The organism is Pseudomonas sp., from assembly GCF_035277045.1.
Lineage (GTDB): Bacteria > Pseudomonadota > Gammaproteobacteria > Pseudomonadales > Pseudomonadaceae > Aquipseudomonas.
The window spans coordinates 13,960-36,311 of record NZ_DATELE010000113.1; the positions used below are offsets into that span (position 1 = coordinate 13,960).

Consider the following 22,352-nt stretch of genomic DNA (forward strand, 5'->3'; position numbering starts at 1 on the left):
GCGCTCTTACCGGGCCGAAGCGAATTGAGTGATAGCCGAACCGAGCCACTGCTGCACACCGCTCATGGTGGCGGCGGAGGTGTCCAGGAATGGCTGCGGGTAGACGCCCAGCACGATCAGCAGCACCGCCAGGCCCAGCACCATGACCAGCTCGCGGTTGTCCATGCCGGCCAATACGGCCTCTGACCGGGAGGGGCCAAAGTAGGCGCGGTGGATCATGATCAGCGAATAGACCGAACCGAACACCAGGCCCGAGGTGGCGACCACGGTGATCCACGGCACGCTGGCGAAGCTGCCTAGCAGGATCAGGAACTCGCCGACGAAGTTGCCGGTGCCCGGCAGCCCCAGCGAGGCAGCGGCGAAGAACAGGCTGATCGCCGGCAGGTAGGCGATGCGGTGCCACAAGCCGCCCATCTCGCGCATGTCACGGGTGTGCAGGCGCTCGTACAGCTGGCCGCTGAGGATAAACAGCGCGGCGGCCGACAGGCCGTGCGCCAGCATCTGCACCACCGCGCCCTGCAAGGCCTGCTGGCTGCCGGAGTAGATGCCGATCAGCACGAAGCCCATGTGCGAGACGCTGGAGAACGCGATCAGGCGCTTGATGTCGGTCTGCGCGAAGGCCAGGAAGGCACCGTAGAAGATACCGATCAGGCCCAGCGCCATGGCGAACGGCGCGAATTCCGCCGACGCGTTCGGGAACAGCGGCAAGGCAAAGCGCAGCAGGCCGTAGGCCGCGGTCTTCAGCAAGATACCGGCAAGGTCGACCGAGCCTGCGGTCGGCGCCTGGGCGTGGGCGTCCGGCAGCCAGGAGTGGAACGGCACCACCGGCAGCTTCACCGCGAAGGCAATGAAGAAACCGAGCATCAGCAGGTACTCGGTGCCCGCCGGCAGCTCGGCCTTGAGCAGGTCGCTGTAGTTGAAAGTGATGATGCCGGTGTTGCTGTAGTTGACCAGCACCAGGCCAAGGATCGCCACCAGCATGATCAGGCCGCTGGCCTGGGTGAAGATGAAGAACTTGGTCGCCGCGTAGATCCGGGTCTTCTTGCCATCGGAGGAGCTGTGACCCCAGAGCGCGATGAGGAAATACATCGGCACCAGCATCATTTCCCAGAAGAAGAAGAACAGGAACAGGTCGAGCGCCAGGAACACACCGACCACGCCGCCCAGGATCCACATCAGGTTGAGGTGGAAGAAGCCGACGTGGCGCTGGATCTCTTTCCAGGAGCACAGCACCGAGAGCACACCGAGCAGGCCGGTCAGCAGGATCATCATCAGCGACAGGCCATCGAGGGCCAGGTGCAGGCTGATGCCGAAGCGCTGGATCCACTGGACCTTGAACTCATAGGCCCAGACCGGTTCGGCGCCCGGGGCGGGGGCCAGGGTGTAGTCGCCGTGGGCCCACAGCCAAAGGCCGATACCGAGCAGCAGGGACATGGTCAGCAGCGCGATCCAGCGCGGCAGGGTGGCGCCGAAGCGCTCACCCAGCCAGCACAGCAGGCCGCCGATGAAGGGGATCAGGATCAGCCAAGGCAAAATCATGACGGGGTCAATTCCTTTCGCAGAGTCGCAAGGTTCATAGTCATACCGCTGCCATCAATACGGCGCCGAGCACCAGCACGGCACCCACGGCGATCGAGGCGGTGTACCAGCGCAGCTGGCCGGTCTCGGTCTTGCTCATGGCGACGTGTCCACCACGGGCCATCCGAGGAATCAGGCCGATACTGCGGTCAACCGGATCCTTGCGCAGGAGGTGGCTGATCAGCAGGTAAGGTTTGACGAACAGCTTGTCGTAGATCCAGTCAAAGCCCCACGCGGCGAACCACCAGGCCGACAGCACGCGGCCAATGCCGCTGTTGGCGATGGCCGTGACCACGCGGCGTTTGCCCAGGAACAGCACCGCGGCCAGCAGGATGCCGGCGATGGCGATGGCGCCCGAGGCGATTTCCAGGCTGTGCTTGGCCTCGCCACCGGCGTGACCGGCACTTTGCGGCAGGACGTCGGCCAGTGGCGGATGGATCCACGCACCGATGAAGGTCGACAGCACGATCAGCACACCCAGCGGCAGCCAGTGGGAAATGCCGTGGCCGGCATGAGCTTCGGTCTTGGCTTCGCCATGGAAGGCGATGAAGATCAGACGGAAGGTGTACAGCGAGGTCATGAAGGCACCGACCAGGCCAGCGTACAGCAGGTAGTCATGTCCACTGGCGAACGCTTCCCAGAGAATCTCGTCCTTGGAGTAGAAGCCCGCGGTCAGGATCGGCAGGGCCGCCAGGGCGGCACCACCGACCACGAAGCTTGCGTACGCCAGCGGCAGTTTCTTCCACAGGCCGCCCATCTTGAATATGTTCTGCTCGTGGTGGCAGGCAACGATCACCGCGCCCGAGGCCAGGAACAGCAACGCCTTGAAGAAGGCGTGAGTCATCAGGTGGAAGATCGCGCCTTCCCAGGCACCCACGCCCAGCGCCAGGAACATGTAGCCGATCTGGCTCATGGTCGAGTAGGCGAGGATGCGCTTGATGTCGGTCTGCACCAGCGCGGCGAAGCCGGCCAGTACCAGGGTCACGCCACCGACGATGCCTACCAGGTGCAGGATGTCCGGTGCCAGCAGGAACAGGCCATTGGTACGGGCGATCAGGTAGACGCCCGCGGTCACCATGGTCGCGGCGTGGATCAGTGCCGAAACCGGGGTGGGGCCAGCCATCGCGTCGGCGAGCCAGGTTTGTAGCGGCAGCTGGGCGGATTTACCAACCGCGCCACCGAGCAGCATCAGCGTGGCCAGGACCATCCAGGTATCACCTGCCTGGAATTTCTGTGGTGCCAGCACCAGCAGTTCCTGGATGTTCAGGGTACCGAGCTGGACGAACAGGATGAACAGGCCGATGGCCAGGAACACGTCGCCGATGCGGGTGACGATGAACGCCTTGAGCGCCGCGTTACCGTTGTTGCGGTTGCTATAGTAGAAACCGATCAACAGGTACGAGCACAGGCCCACGCCTTCCCAGCCGAAGTAGATGAACAGCAGGTTGTCGCCCAGCACCAGGAACAGCATGCTGGCGATGAACAGGTTGGTGTAGGCGAAGAAGCGCGAGTAACCGGCTTCGCCGCGCATGTACCACGAGGCGAACAGGTGGATCAGGAAGCCCACGCCCGTCACCACGCCCAGCATGGTGACCGACAGGCCGTCCACGTAGAGGGTGAAGTTCGGCGCGAAGCCATCCACCGACATCCACTGCCACAGCAGCTGGCTGTACGCGCCGCCTTCGGGCGGGGCGACGTTGAACTGCCAGATCACATAGGCCGCGACCGCGGCCGACAGGCCCACGGAACCTACGCCGATCAGCGCCGAGAGGTTCTCCGAGAACCGGCCGCGGGAGAACGACAGCAGCAAAAAGCCGATCAGGGGAAAGACGAAAGTCAGAAAGATCAGGTTCATCCGCGCATCTCACTGGCAGCATCGATGTCGAGAGTGTGGAAGCGGCGATACAGTTGCAGCAGGATCGCCAGGCCAATACTGGCCTCGGCCGCTGCCAGGCTGATCACCAGGATGAACATGATCTGTCCATCCGGTTGCACCCAGCGGCTGCCGGCCACGATGAACGCCAGGGCAGAGGCGTTCATCATGATTTCCAGGCTCATCAGCACGAAAAGAATGTTGCGGCGGACCATCAGGCCGACCAGACCAAGGCAGAACAGAATGCCGGCGACGGCCAGGCCGTGCTCGAGAGGAATTGCAGGCATGTGATTACTCCTTCGCCTCGTTGCGGCCGAGGTGGAACGCCGTCACCGCTGCGGCGAGCAGCAGCATCGAGGCCAGTTCAACCACCAGCAGGTAAGGACCGAACAGGCTGATGCCCACGGCCTTGGCGTCGACCGTGGTGCCGCTGATGCCGGCACCGCTCGGCTCGGCGAACAGCACATACAGCAGCTCGGCCAGCAGCAGGGCGCCGAGCGCCACCGGGCCTGCCCAGATGCCCGGGCGCAGCCAGCCACGTTCCTGGGCGACCGAAGCCGGCCCCAGGTTGAGCATCATCACCACGAACACGAACAGCACCATGATGGCGCCAGCGTAGGCGATCACTTCCAGGGCGCCGGCGAACGGCGCGCCCAGTGCGAAGAAGATCATCGCCACGGAGATCAGCGAAATGATTAGGTAGAGCAGGGCATGCACAGGGTTGGTGCCGGTCACCACACGAAGGGTGGAAACCACGGCGATCCCGGATGCGAAGTAGAAAGCGAATTCCATCTTTCTGTCCTTATGGGAGCAAGCTCTTCACGTTGATCGGCTCGGCTTCGTTCTGCGCGGCGCCTTTCGGCTTACCGGCGATGGCCATGCCTGCAACACGGTAGAAGTTGTAGTCAGGGTATTTGCCGGGGCCGGAGATCAGCAGATCTTCCTTTTCGTACACCAGGTCCTGACGCTTGAACTCGGCCATTTCGAAATCCGGGGTGAGCTGGATCGCGGTGGTCGGGCACGCTTCCTCGCACAGGCCGCAGAAGATGCAGCGCGAGAAGTTGATCCGGAAGAACTCGGGGTACCAGCGCCCGTCATCGGTCTCGGCCTTCTGCAGCGAAATGCAGCCGACCGGGCAGGCCACGGCGCACAGGTTGCAGGCAACGCAACGCTCCTCGCCATCGGGATCACGGGTCAGCACGATACGGCCACGGTAGCGCGGCGGCAGGTAGACCGGCTCTTCTGGGTACTGCAGGGTGTCGCGTTTACGGAAACCGTGCGAGAACACCATCGCCAGGCTGCGCAGCTGCGTGCCGGTGCCCTTCACGATGTCGCCAATATATTTGAACATGGGTCAAATCCTCACTGGGCCGCAACAGCTGGCGCGTTGTAGAGCACAAGCGCAGCGGTCACCAGCAAATTGATCAGGGTCAGCGGCAGGCAGAACTTCCAGCTGAAGTCCATCACCTGGTCATAGCGCGGGCGCGGGATAGAAGCGCGCAGCAGGATGAACAGCATGATGAAGAACGCGGTCTTGAGCGCGAACCACAGGAACGGCACTTGTGGCAACAGGCCGAACGGGCCATGCCAGCCGCCAAAGAACAGGGTCACCAACAGGGCCGAGATGAGGATGATGCCGATGTATTCACCGACAAAGAACATGCCCCATTTCATGCCGGCATACTCGATGTGGTAACCGTCGGCCAGTTCCTGCTCCGCTTCCGGCTGGTCGAAGGGGTGACGGTGAGTCACGGCGACGCCGGCGATGAAGAAGGTGCAGAAGCCGAAGAACTGCGGAATGATGAACCACAGGTTCTGCGCCTGGTACTCGACGATATCGCGCATGTTGAACGAACCCACCTGCACCACCACGCCCATCAGCGCCAGGCCCAGGAACACTTCGTACGACACGGTCTGCGCCGAGGCCCGCAGGCTGCCGAGCAGGGCGTACTTGTTGTTCGACGACCAGCCGGCGAACAGCACCGCGTAGACCGACAGGCCGGCCATGGCGAAGAAGAACAGCAGGCCGATGTTCAGGTCCGCCACGCCCCAGGTCGGGGTGATCGGAATCACCGAGAACGCGATCAGCAGAGCGCTCATGGCCACGACCGGCGCCAGGGTGAAGATCATGCGGTCGACGAAGGGCGGGTTCCAGTCTTCCTTGAAGAACATCTTCAGCATGTCGGCCGCGATCTGGAACATGCCGAACGGGCCGACGCGGTTCGGACCGTAGCGGTCCTGCCACCAGCCCAGCAGGCGGCGCTCGACGAAGCTGAGCAGCGCGCCGCAGACCACCACCGCCAGCAGGACCACGATGGCCTTGACGACAGCGAGGATCGCATCGATCACTTCGGGGGTGAACCAGCTCATCGTGCTGCCTCCTGCAGGCCTTCGACGGATGCCCCGAAGATGGCGGGAGGGATGCCCGCCAGGCCTTTGGGCAAGCCAACCAGGCCAGCGCCCAGTTGTTCATTGATGCGCAGCGGCAGGCGCAGCGCCTGGCCCGCCACGTTCAGGCTGAGCAGGGCGCCTTCGTTGACACCCAGGCTATCGGCCTCGGACTTGGCCAGCGCCACGTAGGCCTGCGGGATGCGCTCTTGCACCGGGGTTGCGCGCGAAGAGCTCTCTTCACTGCCGAACAGGTGGTAGAACGGCACGGCCTTCCAGGTGCCACGCACCGGGTTGAACGCGGGCGGGATGGCGCTGAACCAGCGCAGGCCATCGCCCTTGGACTCGATCAGGCGCACGCCTGGATCGCCGGCGCGCAGGTGACCACCAACCTCGTCCTGGAACTTGTTCCAGGCCTGTGGCGAGTTCCAGCCCGGCGACCAGGCGAACGGCACCTGTTGGCGAGGCTCGACGGAGCCCGAATAACCTTCCATCGAGAAGGCAAAGGCGGTGTCGCGGTCTTGCGGGGTGCGCGGCTCGTGCACGCTGATGTTGGCGCGCATGGCGGTGCGGCCGGAGTAGCGCAGCGGTTCGCGCGCCAGTTTCATGCCCTTGATGCGGAACGACGCCGACGGTGCGGCATCGACAATCCCGGCCAGCTGCGGCGCGGCTTGCGCGCAGGCGCTGGTAACGTGGTCGAGCTGGGTCCAGTCGACCGGCTTGTTCAACAGAGTGGCACGCAGGGCATGCATCCAGCGCCAGCCTTCGTGGACCAGGATGCTGCTGTCCAGGTAGGTCGGGTCGAACACCTGGAAGAAGCGCTGGGCGCGGCCCTCCTGGCTGACCAGAGTGCCATCGCCTTCGGCAAAGGAGGCCGCTGGCAGCACCAGGTGGGCGCGTTCGCTGGTGGCGGTCTGCTGGTGGTCGGCGACGATCACCACCTTGGCGGCGGCCAGGGCCGCATCGACCTTGGCAGCCGGCAGGCGGCTGTACAGGTCGTTTTCCAGTACCACGATGGCGTCGGCCTTGCCGCTGATGACAGCGTCCAGGGCCGCGTCGGCGGAGTCGCCACCGAGCATGGCCAGGCCGAAGCTGTTCGCCTCTGGCACCACCAGGCTCAGCGAGCCGTTCTTCTCGCGCAGCTTCAGGGCCTTGGCGATGTTGGCCGCGGCTTCGATCAACGCGGGGCTGGCCAGCGAAGTGCCGGAGACGATCAGCGGCCGCTGGGCAGCAACCAGAGCGTCGGCGATACGCTGGGCCAGGGCGATGGCCTCGGCATCCAGGCCGATCACGCCCGGGGCGCTCGGGTGGATCGCGTTGGCCACGGCGAAGCCCAGGCGGGCCAGGTCGTCGGGGGCCGCGTGCACGCATTCCTCGGCGACGTCATCGAGCTTGGTCTCGGTGAGGCTGGCGATGAACAGCGGGTATTTGGCATGCTGCCCGATGTTCTTGACGGCAGCGTCAAGCCACGGCTGCACGCGCATGCCCTCGGCCATCGCCTCGGCCTTGCCCTTGACCGACTGGCGCAGTGCCAAGGCCACGCGGGCGGCGGTCTGGGTCAGGTCTTCGCCAAGCACGAACACGGCGTCATGGTCTTCCATGTCGCGCAGGGTCGGCACGGGCAACGGACTGTCGTTGAGCACCTGCAGGGCCAGGCGTACACGAGCCAGCTCACCGGTTTCCATGCCTGAGTAGAAGTAGTCGGCACCGACCAGCTCACGCAGGCCGTAGTTGCTCTCCAGGCTCGCACGCGGCGAGCCGATGCCGACGATGGTACGCCCGCGCAGCAGGTCCGCGGCCTTGTCCAGGGCGGCGTCCAGGCTCAGCCGGGTGCCGTCGGCCAGGCGCGGCTGGCGCGGACGGTCCTTGCGGTTGACATAGCCATAGCCGAAGCGGCCGCGGTCGCAGAGGAAATACTGGTTGACCGAGCCATTGAAGCGGTTTTCGATACGGCGCAGTTCACCATAGCGCTCGCCCGGGCTGATGTTGCAGCCGCTGGAGCAGCCATGGCAGATGCTCGGGGCGAACTGCATGTCCCACTTGCGGTTGTAGCGCTCGGAGTGGGTTTTGTCGGTGAACACGCCGGTCGGGCAGACCTCGGTCAAGTTGCCGGAGAACTCGCTCTCCAGCGCGCCATCCTCGACGCGGCCGAAGTACACGTTGTCATGGGCGCCAAACACGCCCAGGTCGGTGCCACCGGCATAGTCCTTGTAGTAGCGCACGCAGCGGTAGCAGGCGATGCAGCGGTTCATCTCGTGGGCGACGAACGGGCCAAGGTCCTGGTTCTGGTGGGTACGCTTGGTGAAACGGTAGCGCCGCTCGTTGTGACCGGTCATCACCGTCATGTCTTGCAGGTGGCAATGACCGCCTTCCTCGCACACCGGGCAGTCGTGCGGGTGGTTGGTCATCAGCCATTCGACAACGCTGGCACGAAACGCCTTGGACTCGTCGTCTTCGATGGAAATCCAGGTGCCGTCGGTGGCAGGGGTCATGCAGGACATGACGATGCGACCGCGGGTGTCATTCTCGTCGGTGTACTGCTTGACCGCGCACTGCCGGCAGGCACCGACGCTACCGAGCGCCGGGTGCCAGCAGAAATAAGGGATGTCGAGGCCGAGCGACAGACAGGCCTGTAACAGGTTGTCTGCGCCGTTGACTTCGAGCTCTTTGCCGTCTACGTGGATAGTGGCCATGGTTCAAAGTTCTTCGTTGGCCCGCGTGAGCGGGCGTGGCTAATGGAAATCTGTGTGCCTGGGGCTCGCCCGGTCTTCGCAGGCAAGGCGCAGGCCGCGGGTGGCACGGACCACCCGCGTTTCAATGCTTTCAGGCGCCGACTACAATCGGCTTGGCCAGGTTCGGGCGCAGGGCGGCGCTGCCAGTGGCAGCGATGCCGGCCTCGAACTCCGGACGGAAATACTTGATCGCGCTGCCCAGCGGCTCGACCGCGCCAGGCGCATGCGCACAGAACGTCTTGCCTGGGCCAAGGAAGCCGACAAGGCCCAGCAGCGTCTCGATGTCGCCTTGCTGGCCCTGGCCTTTCTCGAGGGCGCGCAGGAGCTTGACGCTCCACGGCAGGCCATCGCGGCACGGGGTGCAGAAGCCACACGACTCGCGGGCAAAGAACTCTTCCATGTTGCGCAGCAGCGACACCATGTTGATGCTGTCGTCGACCGCCATGGCCAGGCCCGTACCCATCCGGGTGCCGACCTTGGCGATGCCGCCGGCATACATCTGCGCGTCCAGGTGCTCGGGCAGCAGGAAACCGGTACCGGCGCCGCCTGGCTGCCAGCACTTGAGCCTGAAGCCGTCGCGCATGCCGCCGGCGTAGTCCTCGAACAGCTCGCGGGCGGTGACGCCGAACGGCAGCTCCCACAGGCCTGGATTCTTCACCTTGCCGGAGAAGCCCATCAGCTTGGTGCCGTGGTCTTCGCTGCCTTCGCGGGCCAGCGACTTGTACCAGTCGTTGCCATTGCCGACGATCGCCGGCACGTTGCACAAGGTCTCGACGTTGTTCACGCAGGTCGGCTTGCCCCACACGCCGACGGCGGCAGGGAAGGGCGGTTTGGAGCGCGGGTTGGCGCGGCGGCCTTCGAGGGAGTTGATCAGCGCGGTTTCTTCACCACAGATGTAGCGCCCGGCGCCGGTGTGCACGAACAGTTCGAAATCGAAACCGCTGCCCAGGATGTTCTTGCCCAGCAGGCCTGCGGCCTTGGCTTCCTCGACCGCGCGGTTGAGGTTGCGGGCGGCGGTGGTGTACTCGCCGCGCAGGAAGATGTAGCCGCGGTAGGCTTTCAGCGCTCGAGCGCTGATCAGCATGCCTTCGATCAGCAGATGGGGCTGCTGCTCCATCAGCATGCGGTCTTTCCAGGTGTTGGGCTCCATTTCATCCGCGTTGCACAGCAGGTAGCGGATGTTCATGGACTCGTCTTTGGGCATCAGGCCCCATTTGACGCCGGTCGGAAAGCCCGCACCGCCACGGCCCTTGAGGCCGGAGTCTTTCACGGCCTGGACGATATCGTCGCCAGACATCTGCGCGAACGCCTTGCGGGCCGCGGCGTAGCCGTCCTTGGCCTGGTATTCGTCGAGCCACAGGGGCTCGCCGTCGTCACGCAGGCGCCAGGTCAGCGGATGGGTCTCGGCACTGCGCGCGATGCGGTTGGCCGGGCCGAAGGAAGTGATGGTCATGCGTAGCCCTCCAGCAGTTTGGTGACGCCAGCAGGCTGCACGTCGCCAAAAGTATCGTCATCGATCATCAGCGCCGGGGCCTTGTCGCAGTTGCCCAGGCAGCACACCGGCAGCAGCGTGAAGCGCCCGTCCGGAGTGGTCTGGCCCAGGCCGATGCCCAGCTCGTCCTGGATCTGGCTGACCACCGACTCGTGGCCGCCGATGTAGCACACCATGCTGTCGCAGACGCGGATGATGTGGCGGCCGACCGGCTGGCGGAAGATCTGGCTGTAGAAGGTGGCCACGCCCTCGACGTCGCTGGCCGGAATGCCAAGCACCTCGCCAATGGCGTAGATGGCGCCGTCGGGCACCCATCCGCGTTGCTTCTGGACAATCTTCAAGGCTTCGATGGACGCCGCGCGCGGGTCTTCGTAGTGGTGCATCTCGTGCTCGATGGCCGAGCGCTCGGTTTCGCTCAAGGCGAAACGGTCGGTTTGGATAAGCGTGCTGTTCATGCTTAGCGGTCCACGTCAGCCATAACGAAGTCGATACTGCCCAGGTACGCGATCAGGTCCGCGACCATGCTGCCCTTGATCACCGAAGGGATCTGCTGCAGGTGCGGGTAGCTCGGCGTACGGATCCGGGTGCGGTAGCTCATGGTGCCGCCGTCGCTCGTCAGGTAGTAACTGTTGATGCCCTTGGTCGCCTCGATCATCTGGAACGACTCGTTGGCCGGCATGACCGGGCCCCACGAGACTTGCAGGAAGTGGGTGATCAGGGTCTCGATGTGCTGCAGCGTGCGCTCTTTCGGCGGCGGCGTGGTCAGCGGGTGATCCGCCTTGTACGGGCCTTCCGGCATGTTGCGCAGGCACTGGTCGATGATGCGGATGCTCTGGCGCATCTCCTCGACGCGCACCATGCAGCGATCGTATGCATCGCCGTTGTGGGCCAGCGGCACTTCGAACTCGAAGTTCTCGTAGCCCGAGTACGGGCGGGCCTTGCGCAGGTCGAAGTCGAGGCCGGTGGAGCGCAGGCCCGCACCGGTGACGCCCCAGGCCAGGGCTTCCTTGGTGTTGTACTGGGCGACGCCGATGGTGCGGCCCTTGAGGATGCTGTTCTGCAGGGCAGCCTTGGTGTACTCGTCCAGGCGCTTGGGCAGCCAGTCGACGAAGTCCTTCACCAGTTTTTCCCAGCCGCGCGGCAGGTCATGGGCCACGCCGCCGATGCGGTACCAGGCCGGGTGCAGGCGGAAGCCCGTGATGGCTTCGATCACGGTGTAGGCGCGCTGGCGGTCGGTGAAGGTGAAGAACACCGGCGTCATCGCCCCCACGTCCTGGATATAGGTACCCAGGAACAGCAGGTGGCTGGTGATGCGGAAGAACTCGGCCAGCATGATGCGGATCACGTCGACCTTCTGTGGCACCTTGATGCCGGCCAGCTTCTCGACCGCCAGCACGTACGGCAGGTTGTTCATTACCCCGCCGAGGTAGTCGATGCGGTCGGTGTAAGGGATGAAGCTGTGCCAGGACTGGCGCTCGGCCATTTTTTCGGCGCCACGGTGGTGGTAGCCGATATCGGGCACGCAGTCGACGATCTCTTCACCGTCCAGCTGCAGGACAATACGGAAGGCACCGTGGGCCGAAGGGTGGTTAGGCCCCAGGTTGAGGAACATGTAGTCCTCGTTGGCGCCCTGGCGCTTCATGCCCCAGGCTTCGGGGTTGAAACGCGCGGATTCTTCCTCGAGCTGCTGCTTGGCCAGGGTCAGGCTGAACGGGTCGAACTCGGTCGCGCGCGCCGGGTAGTCCTTGCGCAGCGGATGACCTTCCCAGGTTGGCGGCATCATGATGCGGGAGAGGTGCGGGTGGCCAGCAAAGTCGATGCCGAACATGTCCCAGACTTCGCGCTCGTACCAGTTGGCGTTGGGCCAGATACCGGTGACGGTCGGCAGGTTCAGGTCGCCTTCGCTCAAGGCCACCTTGATCATCACGTCGCTGTTACGCTCCACCGAAAGCAGGTGGTAGAACACGCTGAAATCGGCGCCCGGCAGGCCGCGGCGCTGGGTGCGCAGGCGCTCGTCGACGCCATGCAGGTCGTACAGCATGCTGTACGGCTTGACCGTGTTGCGCAGGAAGGTGAGCACCTCGACCAGCTTGGCACGGGCAACCCACAGCACCGGCATGCCGGTACGGGTCTCCTGGGCGACGAACGCCTCGGGGCCAAATTTCTGGTTGAGTTCGACGACCACATCCTGGTCGTCAGCCTTGTAAGGCGGAATATAAATAGCGGTGTCCGCTGTCATGGTCTCGGTCGCTTTGGGTCAACGTAGAGAATGAAGCCAGGCCGCCGGCTCAAGAGAACGGGCGGCAGGTCACTGGATCAGACTTCGTCGGGGCTGCGCAGGTTGGTGACCTGGATGCGCTGTTCACGGCGTTGCTCTTTCTGCGCCGGCATCTCGGCACGGTAGATGCCTTGGTCACCGACAACCCACGAAAGAGGACGGCGCTCCTGGCCAATCGATTCCTGCAACAGCATCAGGCCTTGCAGGAATGCTTCAGGGCGAGGCGGGCAGCCAGGCACGTAGACATCCACGGGGAGGAACTTGTCGACCCCCTGAACGACCGAGTAAATGTCGTACATGCCACCGGAGTTGGCGCACGAACCCATGGAGATGACCCACTTGGGCTCAAGCATCTGCTCGTACAGGCGCTGGATGATCGGCGCCATCTTGATGAAGCAGGTACCGGCGATGACCATGAAGTCGGCCTGGCGCGGCGAGGCCCGGATGACTTCGGCGCCGAAGCGGGCGATGTCGTGGGGCGCCGTGAAGGCCGTGGTCATTTCCACGTAGCAGCAGGAGAGGCCGAAGTTGTACGGCCAGAGGGAGTTCTTGCGACCCCAGTTGACCGCGCCACGCAGAACATCCTCGAGTTTCCCCATGTAGATGTTCTTGTGGACCTGGTCCTCTAGCAGCGAATCGGAGACGGTTTCCCGGTCTCCGACTGGATACTGCTCGTTGGGCGCATCCGGGTCGATTCTGGTGAGATTGTATTGCATTGCCAAAGCCTCATTGTTTCAGCTTCGCTTGCCGCTTGCGACGACCCACGGGAGCCCAATCGAGCGCCCCGACCCGCCAAAGGTAGACAAGACCTGCCAACAGAATTGCTATGAAAACGAGTGCTTCGACGAATCCGGTCCAGCCGCTTTCGCGGACGGACACAGACCATGCAAAGAGAAAGAGGGCTTCGATATCGAAGATCACGAACAGCATCGCGACCAGATAGAATTTGGCGGACAGGCGCAGGCGGGCGGTGCCGACGGGCAACATGCCGGATTCGAACGGTTCGTTCTTGCTGCGGCCCCAGGCCTTGCTGCCGAGCAGGCTGGACAGGCCGAGCATGAAGGCGCACAAGCCCACGACACCGAGGAGGAAGATGGCAAAGCCCCAGTTGTGGGCGATCAGTCCTGTCGAATCGGGCATGCTGGTGTCCTTATACAGAGGGCGTGCTCTGCGTCTTGAAAGAAGTAAAGCAGTGACGAAATGTCGCAGCGTAATCAATCGCGCTGATTTTATGGGTAAAGCGGTTGCAAGTAAAATTTCTGTCGCAAAATATTCGTAGGTTTAGGAACAAAAATCTTTCGTAACTGGCTGAAGCCCTTGAGTTTTGGGCGTTGCGGCCTATTTCGTTAATTATGTTTCTCGCAGGATGTAACGATTCCTTACTTCCGTAATGATAATTACTATCATTATTGTTTGGCTGGTCGTGGTAGTTGTCTTCTCCATAATAAGCGGGGGGTGCGGCACTGTGGTGCTTGCCAAACAGCCCAGCGCAGGTTCTACACGCTTTGGACCGCAGCCGTACCGCTCTGGATCAATGTTTTGTCGATTGGCCTGTTAAACAGCATAGACCCTTGCCAGCGAAGGGGGCGCCGCCAATAAAAAGGCCTGGCCTCACGTTGGAGACCAGGCCTCGCCTACCCGTCATTCCTGATCAGTGAAACTGCTCCTCCTCGGTCGACCCCGTCAGCGCCGTCACCGATGAAGCTCCGCCCTGGATCACCGTGGTCACGTCATCGAAGTACCCCGTGCCGACCTCCTGCTGGTGCGCCACGAAGGTGTAACCCTTGCTCGCATCGGCGAACTCCTGTTCCTGCAGCTTCACGTACGCGGTCATGTCGTTGCGGGCGTAGTCGTGCGCCAGATTGAACATGCCGTGCCACATGTTATGGATGCCTGCCAGCGTGATGAACTGGTGCTTGTAGCCCATGGCCGACAACTCGCGCTGGAATTTGGCGATGGTCGCGTCGTCCAGATTCTTCTTCCAGTTGAAGGACGGCGAGCAGTTGTACGACAGCAGCTGGTCGGGGTACTCCTTCTTGATCGCCTCGGCGAAGCGGCGGGCCTCATCAAGGTCGGGCTTGGCGGTCTCGCACCAGATCAGGTCAGAGTACGGCGCATAGGCCAGGCCCCGTGCGATGGCCTGGTCCAGCCCGGCGCGCACCTTGTAGAAACCTTCACGCGTGCGCTCGCCAATCACGAACGGCTGGTCGTAAGGGTCGCAGTCGCTGGTCAGCAGGTCGGCGGCGTTGGCATCGGTGCGCGCCAGAATGATGGTCGGCACGCCGGCGACGTCGGCGGCCAGGCGCGCCGCCACCAGTTTTTGCACGGCTTCATGGGTTGGCACCAGGACCTTGCCACCCATGTGGCCGCACTTCTTGACCGACGCGAGCTGGTCCTCGAAGTGCACGCCGGCAGCACCTGCCTCGATCATGTTCTTCATTAGCTCATAGGCATTGAGCACGCCGCCAAAGCCGGCTTCAGCGTCGGCCACTATCGGCGCGAAGTAGTCGATGTAGCCATCGTCGCCCGGATTCTTGCCCGCCTTCCACTGGATCTGGTCGGCGCGGCGGAACGAGTTGTTGATGCGCTTGACCACGGTCGGGACCGAATCGACCGGGTACAGCGACTGGTCCGGGTACATGGACTCGGCCGAGTTGTTGTCCGCCGCCACCTGCCAGCCCGAGAGGTAGATGGCCTGGATGCCGGCCTTGACCTGCTGGACGGCCTGGCCGCCGGTGAGGGCGCCCATGCAGTTGACGAAATCCTTGTCGGGGCGGAAGGAGGGGTGGGCACCTTGGGTGACCAGTTTCCACAGTTTCTCCGCACCCGCGCGGGCCAGGGTGTGCTCTGGTTGCAGGGAGCCACGCAGGCGGACGACATCGGCGGCGGTATAGGTACGGGTCACGCCTTTCCAGCGCGGGTTCTCGGCCCAGTCTTTTTCAAGGGCTGCAATTTGCTGTTCGCGTGTCAGTGCCATGGAAAATAACCTCGTCGCATCGGTCTTTGGTAGAGGGTGCTCAATGCTCGGAATGCGCCTCGAAAGCCCTGTCCAGGGCCCTTGATCAGCGGGGAGCGGGGCCATCATGCCTTTGCGGGAAAGAGGCCGTCAAATGTTTTGTAGTGCTTTTTTGTGTGCACTACATCTTTGGTCTAATGCGACTCGCCGGTCATTTTCGCGGCCCTTGGTCGAGGCCTTGAATTGCCTGGGGTCAGTCCAGAACGTCAACTTTGAGGCGTAATGTCATGTTTTCGCCGCGCTGGGTGCTGTAGCTACGGGATCCGCCATGATCGGCCTGGCTCTGCCGGTTGAATCCCGCCACCGTGATCCACTCGCCAAGCCTGCCGCTGACCGTTGTGTCGGTGCTCTGCACGTTCACTACATCGGCGCGTTCGCTCGATATTCGATCGTTATTGGTGCTGATCGCGACTTGAACTGTTTCGCCGTTGAGGCTGGCAGTCGCGTAGAAACCCTGGGTCACGTTGCGGTATTCGGTGTAGCTCTGGGTGCCGCCGTATCCGTCCGGACTGGTGCTGGTCACGGGCACGCTCTGACCGACCTGGATAAGCGCCGGCTTGCCTTCGACGGCCTGCACCTGCATGAGTCCACCGTCGCGGTTGGTGGTGCCATGGCGGATAACGCGCCCGTTGCCGTGGGAGTCCTGAATGTTGCTGTCGGTGTTATCGACGCTGATCAACAGGCTACGCGGGGGCATATCAGGTGCGGCCTGGACTGCAAGGGTGGTGGCGAGCAGCAGGAACGCGAGGAGGGGGCGTGACAGCATGGGCGGGGTCTCCACAGGTGATGTGGACATGATGGCAGATCATGGTGCCTGTGGGGGGCAGGGGGTTATCAATGTATGCCCGGCGCAGCCAGGGCCCTGTGGGAGCAACTGTCTTGTACCGCGATTGGGCTGCGAAGCGGCCCCAAAATCGCATGGACATCCTAGCGTCCACTGACCCTATCCAATGTCCCGCTACCTACACCTCACAACCCACTCCCATAGACGTTGTGAAGGCGCGCCGGCTTGCCAGCAAAGAGGCCCGCACGGATACCCTCTGAACCTTTGACTTTCAGGCACAGTCGCAACATGACCAACGTCGAAGGTCAGCGCCCATGAAAAGTCTCGTCCTGACGATCTGCCTTCTCATGCACTCGCTCGCCGCGGCGGAGTCCCTGCGCATCAAGGATCTCCAGCGCTGTGGCGACCTCCTGGCGCAAAGCCCGCAATCCTGGTGCCTGCGGGTCGAAGGCCTCTGCCAGGCGATGCCCACCGTCTGGCTCGGCGGGCAGCGCCTGGCTGAGGGGAAGGTCCAGCGACAGGGCGCCGAGCTACGGCTCAATCTCGTCAAGTCCGGTCTGCACAGCGCTCCGCTCTGGCTCGAAGCCGATAACCAGCGCAGCAACCCCGTCTGGCTCACCCAGCGCTCCAGCCATGTGGCCGCTGCCGGCCCCGATGAATTGGCAAGGAACATGGATGGCCTCGCCACTTACCTCAACCTCGTCAGCCTGCTGATCGAAGAGCAACACGACGGGCCACAGGAGGCCCGACGCATCGCCGACAAGTATGGCGCCAAGGTGGTCGGCTCCATCGCGCCCCTGAATGTCTACCAACTACGCTTGCCGGTACGCGACCTGGTCCAGCGCGACGCAATGATCCTGCGCATGGGCAGCGAAACCAGCGTCGACGCCGTGGTCATCGAAGAATCCGCGCCCGAGCGAGGGGAGGAGGGAGATGCACGCCCTGCCAAGGCGGCCAGCCAGGCCGACGAATGGGCCGCCAATCGATTCATGGATGCCCTCTACTACTACCAGCGGCGCATCCCCGCGTCCCAGGTGCCCGTCCAGCCGGTCCGTATCGGCGTGATCGAGCGAGAGGTGGATTTCGACAACCCGACCTTCGTTGGCTACCGTGGCGCCTGTGAGCCAGGGCAGACCTGCCTCTACGCGCGCGATGGCAAGGCGGTCGGCAGTCATGGCAGCCATGTGGCCGGGATTCTCGCGGCCCAGGGCGAAAACAACGACAAAGGCTTTCTCGCTGGCCTCGGCAAGCCCAGCCCCGGCTTCGAGGTGATCGTCGAGCGTAACAGCAACGCCGGCATCACCGCCGCTGTCGCAGCCTCCGTGAACCTGGTCGAAGACGGGGTGCGGGTGCTCAACTGGAGTTGGGGAATCCATCGTGTCGGTTCTCGCGACATCGAGGACAATGAGGTTGATTCGCTGCTGCGTTCAGGCCTCGCGATGAGCGGCTACGAAGAGCTTCTAGAAGAGTTCTTCCTCTGGCTGCGCAAGGAACATCCCGACGTGATCGTCGTCAACTCGGCCGGCAATGGCGAATCCTGGGCCGGCACCGATGAGTACCGCTTGCCTTCGTCCTTCGTCACCGATCAGTTGCTGGTGGTTGGCGGGCACCAGCGCAGCGATCGCGAAAGTCCCGTGCAAGACCCCGCCCATGTGGTCAAGCGCCACAGCTCGAACATCGACCCGCGGGTGGACATCAGCGCCGCCGCCTGTATCCGCACGGCAGCCGACAAGGAGGCGCACTGCGGTACCTCGTATGCCACCCCGCTGGTCACCGCCACGGTGGCCGCCATGTTGTCGATCAATCCACAGCTCACGCCGCGACAACTGCGCATGCTGCTACGGCGCAGCGCGCTGACGATGGGCGCCAGGCAGGACTTCGAACCCATGGACGCCGAAGACCTTACCGCGCCGATCCTGCCTTCCGAACGCGGCGGGGTGCTGCAGCATCCAGACCTGGGGCGCTCGGCGCGGCTCGACATGCAGCGCGCGCTGGACCTGGCGGTGCAGAGCCGTGACCGGGTGCGCTGAGCGTGCGCGGCTGGCTGGGGTCAGACAAATTCCGTAACATCCCCGCTCTTTTTCTCCGCTCGGGCCTCCGTCGCCCGAGAAACGCCACAGGATCCGCATGAAACCAGCCCGCCTCCGCGCCGACGTGCTCGCCGGCCTCACCACCTCGTTCGCGCTGGTGCCCGAGTGCATCGCCTTCGCCTTGGTCGCCCACCTCAATCCGCTGATGGGGCTGTATGGCGCCTTCATCATCTGCACCCTCACCGCGCTGTTCGGCGGCCGCCCGGGGATGATCTCCGGCGCGGCCGGTTCCATGGCGGTGGTGATCGTCGCGCTGGTGGTCCAGCAGGGCGTGCAGTACCTGCTGGCCACGGTGCTGCTGGGCGGGGTCCTGATGATGCTGTTTGGCGCGTTGAGGCTGGGCAAGCTGATACGCCTGGTGCCGTACCCGGTGATGCTCGGCTTCGTCAACGGCCTGGCGATCGTCATCGCGCTGGCTCAGCTTGAGCATTTCAAGGCAGGCGAGCACTGGCTGGGCGGCACTTCGCTGTACCTGATGCTGGGTCTGGTTGCCCTGACCATGCTCATCGTCTACGTCCTCCCGCGTCTGACCCGCGCCGTCCCTCCCGCGCTGGTGGCCATACTCGGCATCGGCCTGCTGGTGTATCTGCTCGACCTGCCGACCCGCACCCTGGGCGACATGGCGCACATTGCCGGCGGCCTGCCGCAGCTGGCCTGGCCAGACGTGCCCTGGAGCATGGAAACCCTGAAGATCATCGCACCCTACGCGGTGTTAATGGCCATGGTTGGCCTGCTGGAAACCCTGCTGACCCTCAACCTCACCGACGAAATCACCGAGAGCCGCGGATTCCCTGATCGCGAATGCGTGGCCTTGGGCGCTGCCAACATGGTCTCCGGCCTGTGTGGCGGCATGGGGGGATGTGCGATGATCGGGCAGACCGTGATCAACCTCAGTTCCGGTGGCCGTGGCCGCGCCTCAGGCGTGGTAGCCGGCGTGATGATCCTGCTGTTCGTGCTGTTCCTGTCGCCGTTGATCGAACGCATCCCGCTGGCCGCGCTGGTCGGCGTGATGTTCGTGGTCGCCCAGCAGACCTTCGCCTGGGCCTCGCTGCGGGTGCTGCGCAAGGTGCCGGTCAGCGACGTGCTGGCAATCATCGCCGTGACGGTGGTGACGGTGTTCACCGACCTTGCCAGCGCCGTGCTGTTCGGCATCGTCATCGCCGCGATCAACTTCGCCTGGCAGCATGCGCGCGAGCTGTATGCCGACAGCCACGTGGACGAGGAGGGCGGCAAGGTCTACCAGATCCACGGCACGCTGTTTTTCGCCTCGAGCACACCGTTCCTCGATCAGTTCGACCCTGCCAACGACCCCGCGCAGGTGACGCTTGATTGCCGTCACCTGAGTTTTGTCGACTATTCGGCGATTGCCGCGCTGAAGACGCTGCGTGAGCGGTATGGCAAGGCGGGCAAGCACTTGCGCGTGGTGCACCTGTCCGAGCGGTGCAAGCAGCTGCTGCGCCGGGCGGGCGAGCACGGGTAGCTCCCGCGTCCGAGCCCACTGCTACAGCGGCCGGTTCTTCTTCACGATCGCCTCGGCAATATTCCCCGGGGCCTCCGCGTACCTGGTGAACTCCATCGAATAGCTCGCCCGGCCCTGGGTCATCGAGCGCATGTCGGTGGAGTAGCCGAACATCTCCCCCAGCGGCACCTCGGCGCGGATCACCTTGCCGGCCGGGGTGTCCTCCGAGCCCTGGATCATGCCGCGGCGACGGCTCAGGTCACCCATGATGTCGCCCAGGTATTCCTCGGGCGACACCACCTCGACCTTCATGACCGGCTCCAGCAGCACCGCGCCGCCTTTTTGCGACAGCTGTCTGGTCGCCATCGACGCCGCGATCTTGAACGCCATCTCGTTGGAGTCGACATCATGGTAGGAGCCATCGTACACCGCGGCTTTCAGCCCGATCAGCGGGTAGCCGGCGAGCACGCCGTTGCGCATCTGCTCCTCGATGCCTTTCTGGATCGCGGGGATGTATTCGCGGGGCACCACGCCGCCGACGATCTCATTGACGAACTCCAGGCCTTCCTTGCCCTCTTCGCCGGGCGCGAAGCGAATCCAGCAGTGGCCGTACTGGCCCCGCCCGCCGGACTGGCGGACGAACTTGCCCTCGATCTCGCAGGTATTGCGGATTTTCTCGCGGTAGGCCACTTGCGGCTTGCCGATATTGGCCTCGACCCCGAATTCCCGGCGCATGCGGTCGACGATGATGTCCAGGTGCAGCTCGCCCATGCCGGAAATGATGGTCTGCGCGGTTTCCTCGTCGGTCTTGACCCGGAATGACGGGTCTTCCTGGGCCAGCTTGCCCAGCGCGACGCCCATTTTTTCCTGATCGGCCTTGGTCTTGGGTTCGACGGCCACGGAGATCACCGGGTCTGGAAAGTCCATGCGCTCGAGAATGATCGGCTTGTTCAGGTCGCACAGGGTGTCGCCGGTGGTCACGTCCTTCATGCCGATCAAGGCGGCGATGTCGCCTGCGCACACGGCCTTGATCTCGGCGCGCTGGTTGGCGTGCATCTGCACCATGCGCCCGACGCGTTCCTTCTTGCCCTTCACCGAGTTGAGCACCGCGTCGCCCGAGCTCAACACCCCGGAGTAGACGCGCGCAAAGGTAAGCGTGCCGACAAAGGGGTCGGTGGCAATCTTGAAGGCCAGGGCCGAGAAAGGCTCGTTGTCATCGGCGTGACGTTCCAGGTGCCTGTCTTCATGATCCGGGTCGGTGCCGTTGATCGCCGCCACCTCGCTTGGCGCCGGCAAGTAGTCGATCACCGCGTCGAGCATCAGCGGCACGCCTTTGTTCTTGAATGACGAGCCGAGGATGGTCGGCACGATCTCGTTGGCCAGGGTGCGCTGGCGCAGCCCGGCCTTGATCTGCTCGGTGCTCAGCTCCTGGCCTTCGAGGTAAAGGGTCATCAGTTCGTCGTTGGCTTCGGCGGCGGCTTCGATCATGTGGGCGCGCCATTGATCCGCCAATGCCTGCAGCTCTTCCGGGATCGGCGCTTCGCGATAGCTCGTGCCCTGGTCGTCATCGTTCCAGTAGAGGGCTTTCATCCTCACCAGGTCGACCTGGCCGATGAAGTGCTCCTCCGCGCCGATGGCCAGCTGGATCGGTACCGGGTGATGGCCCAGCCGCTGGTCGATCTGCCTGACCACCCGCAGGAAGTCCGCGCCTTGGCGGTCCATCTTGTTGATGTAGGCCAGGCGCGGCACGTGGTACTTGTTGGCCTGGCGCCACACGGTCTCGGACTGCGGCTCGACCCCGTCGGCACCGCTGAACACCACCACGGCGCCGTCGAGCACCCGCAGCGAGCGTTCCACCTCGATGGTGAAGTCGACATGGCCCGGGGTGTCGATGATATTGAAACGGTATTTGTCGGCGAACTGCTTGGTCGAGCCCTGCCAGAACGCCGTGGTCGCCGCCGAGGTGATGGTGATGCCGCGCTCCTGCTCCTGGGCCATCCAGTCCATCGTCGCCGCGCCGTCATGCACCTCGCCCATCTTGTGGTTCACGCCGGTGTAGAACAGGATGCGTTCGGTGGTGGTGGTCTTGCCGGCATCCACATGGGCGACGATGCCGATGTTGCGGTACAGCTCGATGGGGGTTGTGCGGGCCATGATGGAAGCACCTTCGGGTGAAATGCGCGGCAGTGGTTTCCCCAAGGTAGCAGAGGCGGGTGATCCTGCCGGGCGATTCGCAGCCCGCCCTGTCGATTGTCTGGAGAGCGCCTCATGGCCTTGCACGTCCCGCTTGAAACCTGGTGCCGCGAGCACCCGTTGATCGCCGATCTGATCCGCCATGCGCCGGTCACCTGGTTCAACCCGGCCGTGGCCCCGAGCGCCGAAGCACTGGCGGATGTGGGGCTGGACGCGGCCGACATCGCGGACGCCGCTGATCGTCTGGCGCGGTTCGCGCCGTTCATCGCATCGGCGTTTCCCGAGACGGCTGCCGACCAGGGCGTGATCGAATCGCCGCTGCTGCCGGTCCCTGACCTGCAGGCGGCGCTCTGCGGCGAGCTGGGCATCGAACCGAGCGGCAGCCTGTGGCTCAAGGCCGACCATCTGCTGCCCATTTCCGGCTCGATCAAGTCCCGCGGCGGTATCTACGAAGTCCTCAAGCATGCCG

General features: G+C 63.8%; 17 protein-coding genes and 1 pseudogene. 3 read left to right on the plus strand and 15 right to left on the minus strand.

Annotation, left to right across the window (positions count from 1 at the left end; all coding sequences use genetic code 11):
- Nucleotides 1–6 precede the first annotated feature (6 nt).
- The 14 genes from nuoM to VJS90_RS05070 all read right to left on the minus strand — a co-directional run bounded on the left by nuoM (nucleotide 7) and on the right by VJS90_RS05070 (nucleotide 16,153).
- Entirely contained in the window at nucleotides 7–1,539 is a 1,533-nt protein-coding gene (gene nuoM / locus VJS90_RS05005) for an NADH-quinone oxidoreductase subunit M (protein WP_324119642.1), read from the minus strand.
- 40 nt (nucleotides 1,540–1,579) lie between these two features.
- Complete coding sequence (gene nuoL, locus VJS90_RS05010; RefSeq protein WP_324119644.1) at nucleotides 1,580–3,433, minus strand: NADH-quinone oxidoreductase subunit L; 1,854 nt, start codon at nucleotides 3,431–3,433, stop codon at nucleotides 1,580–1,582.
- Nucleotides 3,430–3,738 carry an NADH-quinone oxidoreductase subunit NuoK gene (gene nuoK, locus VJS90_RS05015; protein ID WP_324119646.1) on the minus strand — a complete coding sequence of 103 codons (309 nt, stop codon included), beginning with the start codon at nucleotides 3,736–3,738 and terminating at the stop codon, nucleotides 3,430–3,432. Before nuoK ends, nuoL begins: the two co-directional genes overlap by 4 nt.
- Nucleotides 3,739–3,742: 4 nt before the next feature.
- A complete protein-coding gene (gene nuoJ / locus VJS90_RS05020) occupies nucleotides 3,743–4,243 on the minus strand; it encodes an NADH-quinone oxidoreductase subunit J (protein ID WP_324119648.1) in 501 nt (166 codons plus the stop codon).
- A 10-nt stretch (nucleotides 4,244–4,253) separates the two neighbouring features.
- Nucleotides 4,254–4,802 carry an NADH-quinone oxidoreductase subunit NuoI gene (gene nuoI / locus VJS90_RS05025; RefSeq protein WP_158459160.1) on the minus strand — a complete coding sequence of 183 codons (549 nt, stop codon included), beginning with the start codon at nucleotides 4,800–4,802 and terminating at the stop codon, nucleotides 4,254–4,256.
- Nucleotides 4,803–4,813: 11 nt separating this feature from the next.
- Nucleotides 4,814–5,821 (minus strand): NADH-quinone oxidoreductase subunit NuoH, encoded by a 1,008-nt coding sequence (nuoH, locus tag VJS90_RS05030; protein WP_324119652.1) that lies wholly within the window; start codon nucleotides 5,819–5,821, stop codon nucleotides 4,814–4,816.
- Nucleotides 5,818–8,532 (minus strand): NADH-quinone oxidoreductase subunit NuoG, encoded by a 2,715-nt coding sequence (nuoG, locus tag VJS90_RS05035; protein WP_324119654.1) that lies wholly within the window; start codon nucleotides 8,530–8,532, stop codon nucleotides 5,818–5,820. Before nuoG ends, nuoH begins: the two co-directional genes overlap by 4 nt.
- Before the next feature lie 130 nt (nucleotides 8,533–8,662).
- Nucleotides 8,663–10,024, minus strand: coding sequence for an NADH-quinone oxidoreductase subunit NuoF (gene nuoF / locus VJS90_RS05040; RefSeq protein ID WP_324119656.1), 1,362 nt, complete (start codon nucleotides 10,022–10,024; stop codon nucleotides 8,663–8,665).
- Entirely contained in the window at nucleotides 10,021–10,518 is a 498-nt protein-coding gene (gene nuoE / locus VJS90_RS05045) for an NADH-quinone oxidoreductase subunit NuoE (protein ID WP_324119658.1), read from the minus strand. The genes nuoF and nuoE overlap by 4 nt, the downstream gene beginning before the upstream one ends.
- A 2-nt stretch (nucleotides 10,519–10,520) precedes the next feature.
- Nucleotides 10,521–12,302, minus strand: a complete 1,782-nt coding sequence (gene nuoC / locus VJS90_RS05050) for an NADH-quinone oxidoreductase subunit C/D (RefSeq protein WP_324119660.1) — start codon at nucleotides 12,300–12,302, stop codon at nucleotides 10,521–10,523.
- Nucleotides 12,303–12,379: 77 nt separating this feature from the next.
- The gene (locus tag VJS90_RS05055; RefSeq protein WP_324119662.1) at nucleotides 12,380–13,057 is read right to left on the minus strand and encodes an NADH-quinone oxidoreductase subunit B; all 678 of its coding nucleotides are present in this window, start codon (nucleotides 13,055–13,057) and stop codon (nucleotides 12,380–12,382) included.
- A gap of 10 nt (nucleotides 13,058–13,067) precedes the next feature.
- A complete protein-coding gene (locus VJS90_RS05060; protein ID WP_158459167.1) occupies nucleotides 13,068–13,481 on the minus strand; it encodes an NADH-quinone oxidoreductase subunit A in 414 nt (137 codons plus the stop codon).
- A 511-nt stretch (nucleotides 13,482–13,992) separates the two neighbouring features.
- Nucleotides 13,993–15,318, minus strand: a complete 1,326-nt coding sequence (aceA, locus tag VJS90_RS05065) for an isocitrate lyase (RefSeq protein ID WP_324119665.1) — start codon at nucleotides 15,316–15,318, stop codon at nucleotides 13,993–13,995.
- Between the two features lie 232 nt (nucleotides 15,319–15,550).
- A complete protein-coding gene (locus VJS90_RS05070) occupies nucleotides 15,551–16,153 on the minus strand; it encodes a hypothetical protein (RefSeq protein ID WP_324119667.1) in 603 nt (200 codons plus the stop codon).
- 302 nt (nucleotides 16,154–16,455) lie between these two features.
- On the opposite strand from VJS90_RS05070, the gene VJS90_RS05075 reads away from it, so the two are divergent.
- Together VJS90_RS05075 and VJS90_RS05080 are read left to right on the plus strand one after the other, a co-directional pair.
- Entirely contained in the window at nucleotides 16,456–18,171 is a 1,716-nt protein-coding gene (locus tag VJS90_RS05075; protein WP_324119669.1) for a S8/S53 family peptidase, read from the plus strand.
- Between the two features lie 97 nt (nucleotides 18,172–18,268).
- Nucleotides 18,269–19,711, plus strand: a complete 1,443-nt coding sequence (locus tag VJS90_RS05080) for a SulP family inorganic anion transporter (RefSeq protein ID WP_324119671.1) — start codon at nucleotides 18,269–18,271, stop codon at nucleotides 19,709–19,711.
- A 21-nt stretch (nucleotides 19,712–19,732) separates the two neighbouring features.
- Here VJS90_RS05080 and fusA read toward each other — a convergent pair whose 3' ends face one another.
- A complete protein-coding gene (fusA, locus tag VJS90_RS05085) occupies nucleotides 19,733–21,844 on the minus strand; it encodes an elongation factor G (RefSeq protein ID WP_324119673.1) in 2,112 nt (703 codons plus the stop codon).
- 114 nt (nucleotides 21,845–21,958) lie between these two features.
- Between fusA and VJS90_RS05090 the strand changes: the two are divergent.
- Nucleotides 21,959–22,352, plus strand: a pseudogene (locus VJS90_RS05090) (D-serine dehydratase); the annotation flags it as partial.

Excerpts from the sequence above, each read along its gene's own strand:
- nuoM (WP_324119642.1), bottom strand. The coding sequence starts at position 1,539 with ATGATTTTGCCTTGGCTGATCCTGATCCCCTTCATCGGCGGCCTGCTG.
- nuoL (WP_324119644.1), bottom strand. The coding sequence starts at position 3,433 with ATGAACCTGATCTTTCTGACTTTCGTCTTTCCCCTGATCGGCTTTTTG.
- nuoK (WP_324119646.1), bottom strand. The coding sequence starts at position 3,738 with ATGCCTGCAATTCCTCTCGAGCACGGCCTGGCCGTCGCCGGCATTCTG.
- nuoJ (WP_324119648.1), bottom strand. The coding sequence starts at position 4,243 with ATGGAATTCGCTTTCTACTTCGCATCCGGGATCGCCGTGGTTTCCACC.
- nuoI (WP_158459160.1), bottom strand. The coding sequence starts at position 4,802 with ATGTTCAAATATATTGGCGACATCGTGAAGGGCACCGGCACGCAGCTG.
- nuoH (WP_324119652.1), bottom strand. The coding sequence starts at position 5,821 with ATGAGCTGGTTCACCCCCGAAGTGATCGATGCGATCCTCGCTGTCGTC.
- nuoG (WP_324119654.1), bottom strand. The coding sequence starts at position 8,532 with ATGGCCACTATCCACGTAGACGGCAAAGAGCTCGAAGTCAACGGCGCA.
- nuoF (WP_324119656.1), bottom strand. The coding sequence starts at position 10,024 with ATGACCATCACTTCCTTCGGCCCGGCCAACCGCATCGCGCGCAGTGCC.
- nuoE (WP_324119658.1), bottom strand. The coding sequence starts at position 10,518 with ATGAACAGCACGCTTATCCAAACCGACCGTTTCGCCTTGAGCGAAACC.
- nuoC (WP_324119660.1), bottom strand. The coding sequence starts at position 12,302 with ATGACAGCGGACACCGCTATTTATATTCCGCCTTACAAGGCTGACGAC.
- VJS90_RS05055 (WP_324119662.1), bottom strand. The coding sequence starts at position 13,057 with ATGCAATACAATCTCACCAGAATCGACCCGGATGCGCCCAACGAGCAG.
- VJS90_RS05060 (WP_158459167.1), bottom strand. The coding sequence starts at position 13,481 with ATGCCCGATTCGACAGGACTGATCGCCCACAACTGGGGCTTTGCCATC.
- aceA (WP_324119665.1), bottom strand. The coding sequence starts at position 15,318 with ATGGCACTGACACGCGAACAGCAAATTGCAGCCCTTGAAAAAGACTGG.
- VJS90_RS05070 (WP_324119667.1), bottom strand. The coding sequence starts at position 16,153 with ATGTCCACATCACCTGTGGAGACCCCGCCCATGCTGTCACGCCCCCTC.
- VJS90_RS05075 (WP_324119669.1), top strand. The coding sequence starts at position 16,456 with ATGAAAAGTCTCGTCCTGACGATCTGCCTTCTCATGCACTCGCTCGCC.
- VJS90_RS05080 (WP_324119671.1), top strand. The coding sequence starts at position 18,269 with ATGAAACCAGCCCGCCTCCGCGCCGACGTGCTCGCCGGCCTCACCACC.
- fusA (WP_324119673.1), bottom strand. The coding sequence starts at position 21,844 with ATGGCCCGCACAACCCCCATCGAGCTGTACCGCAACATCGGCATCGTC.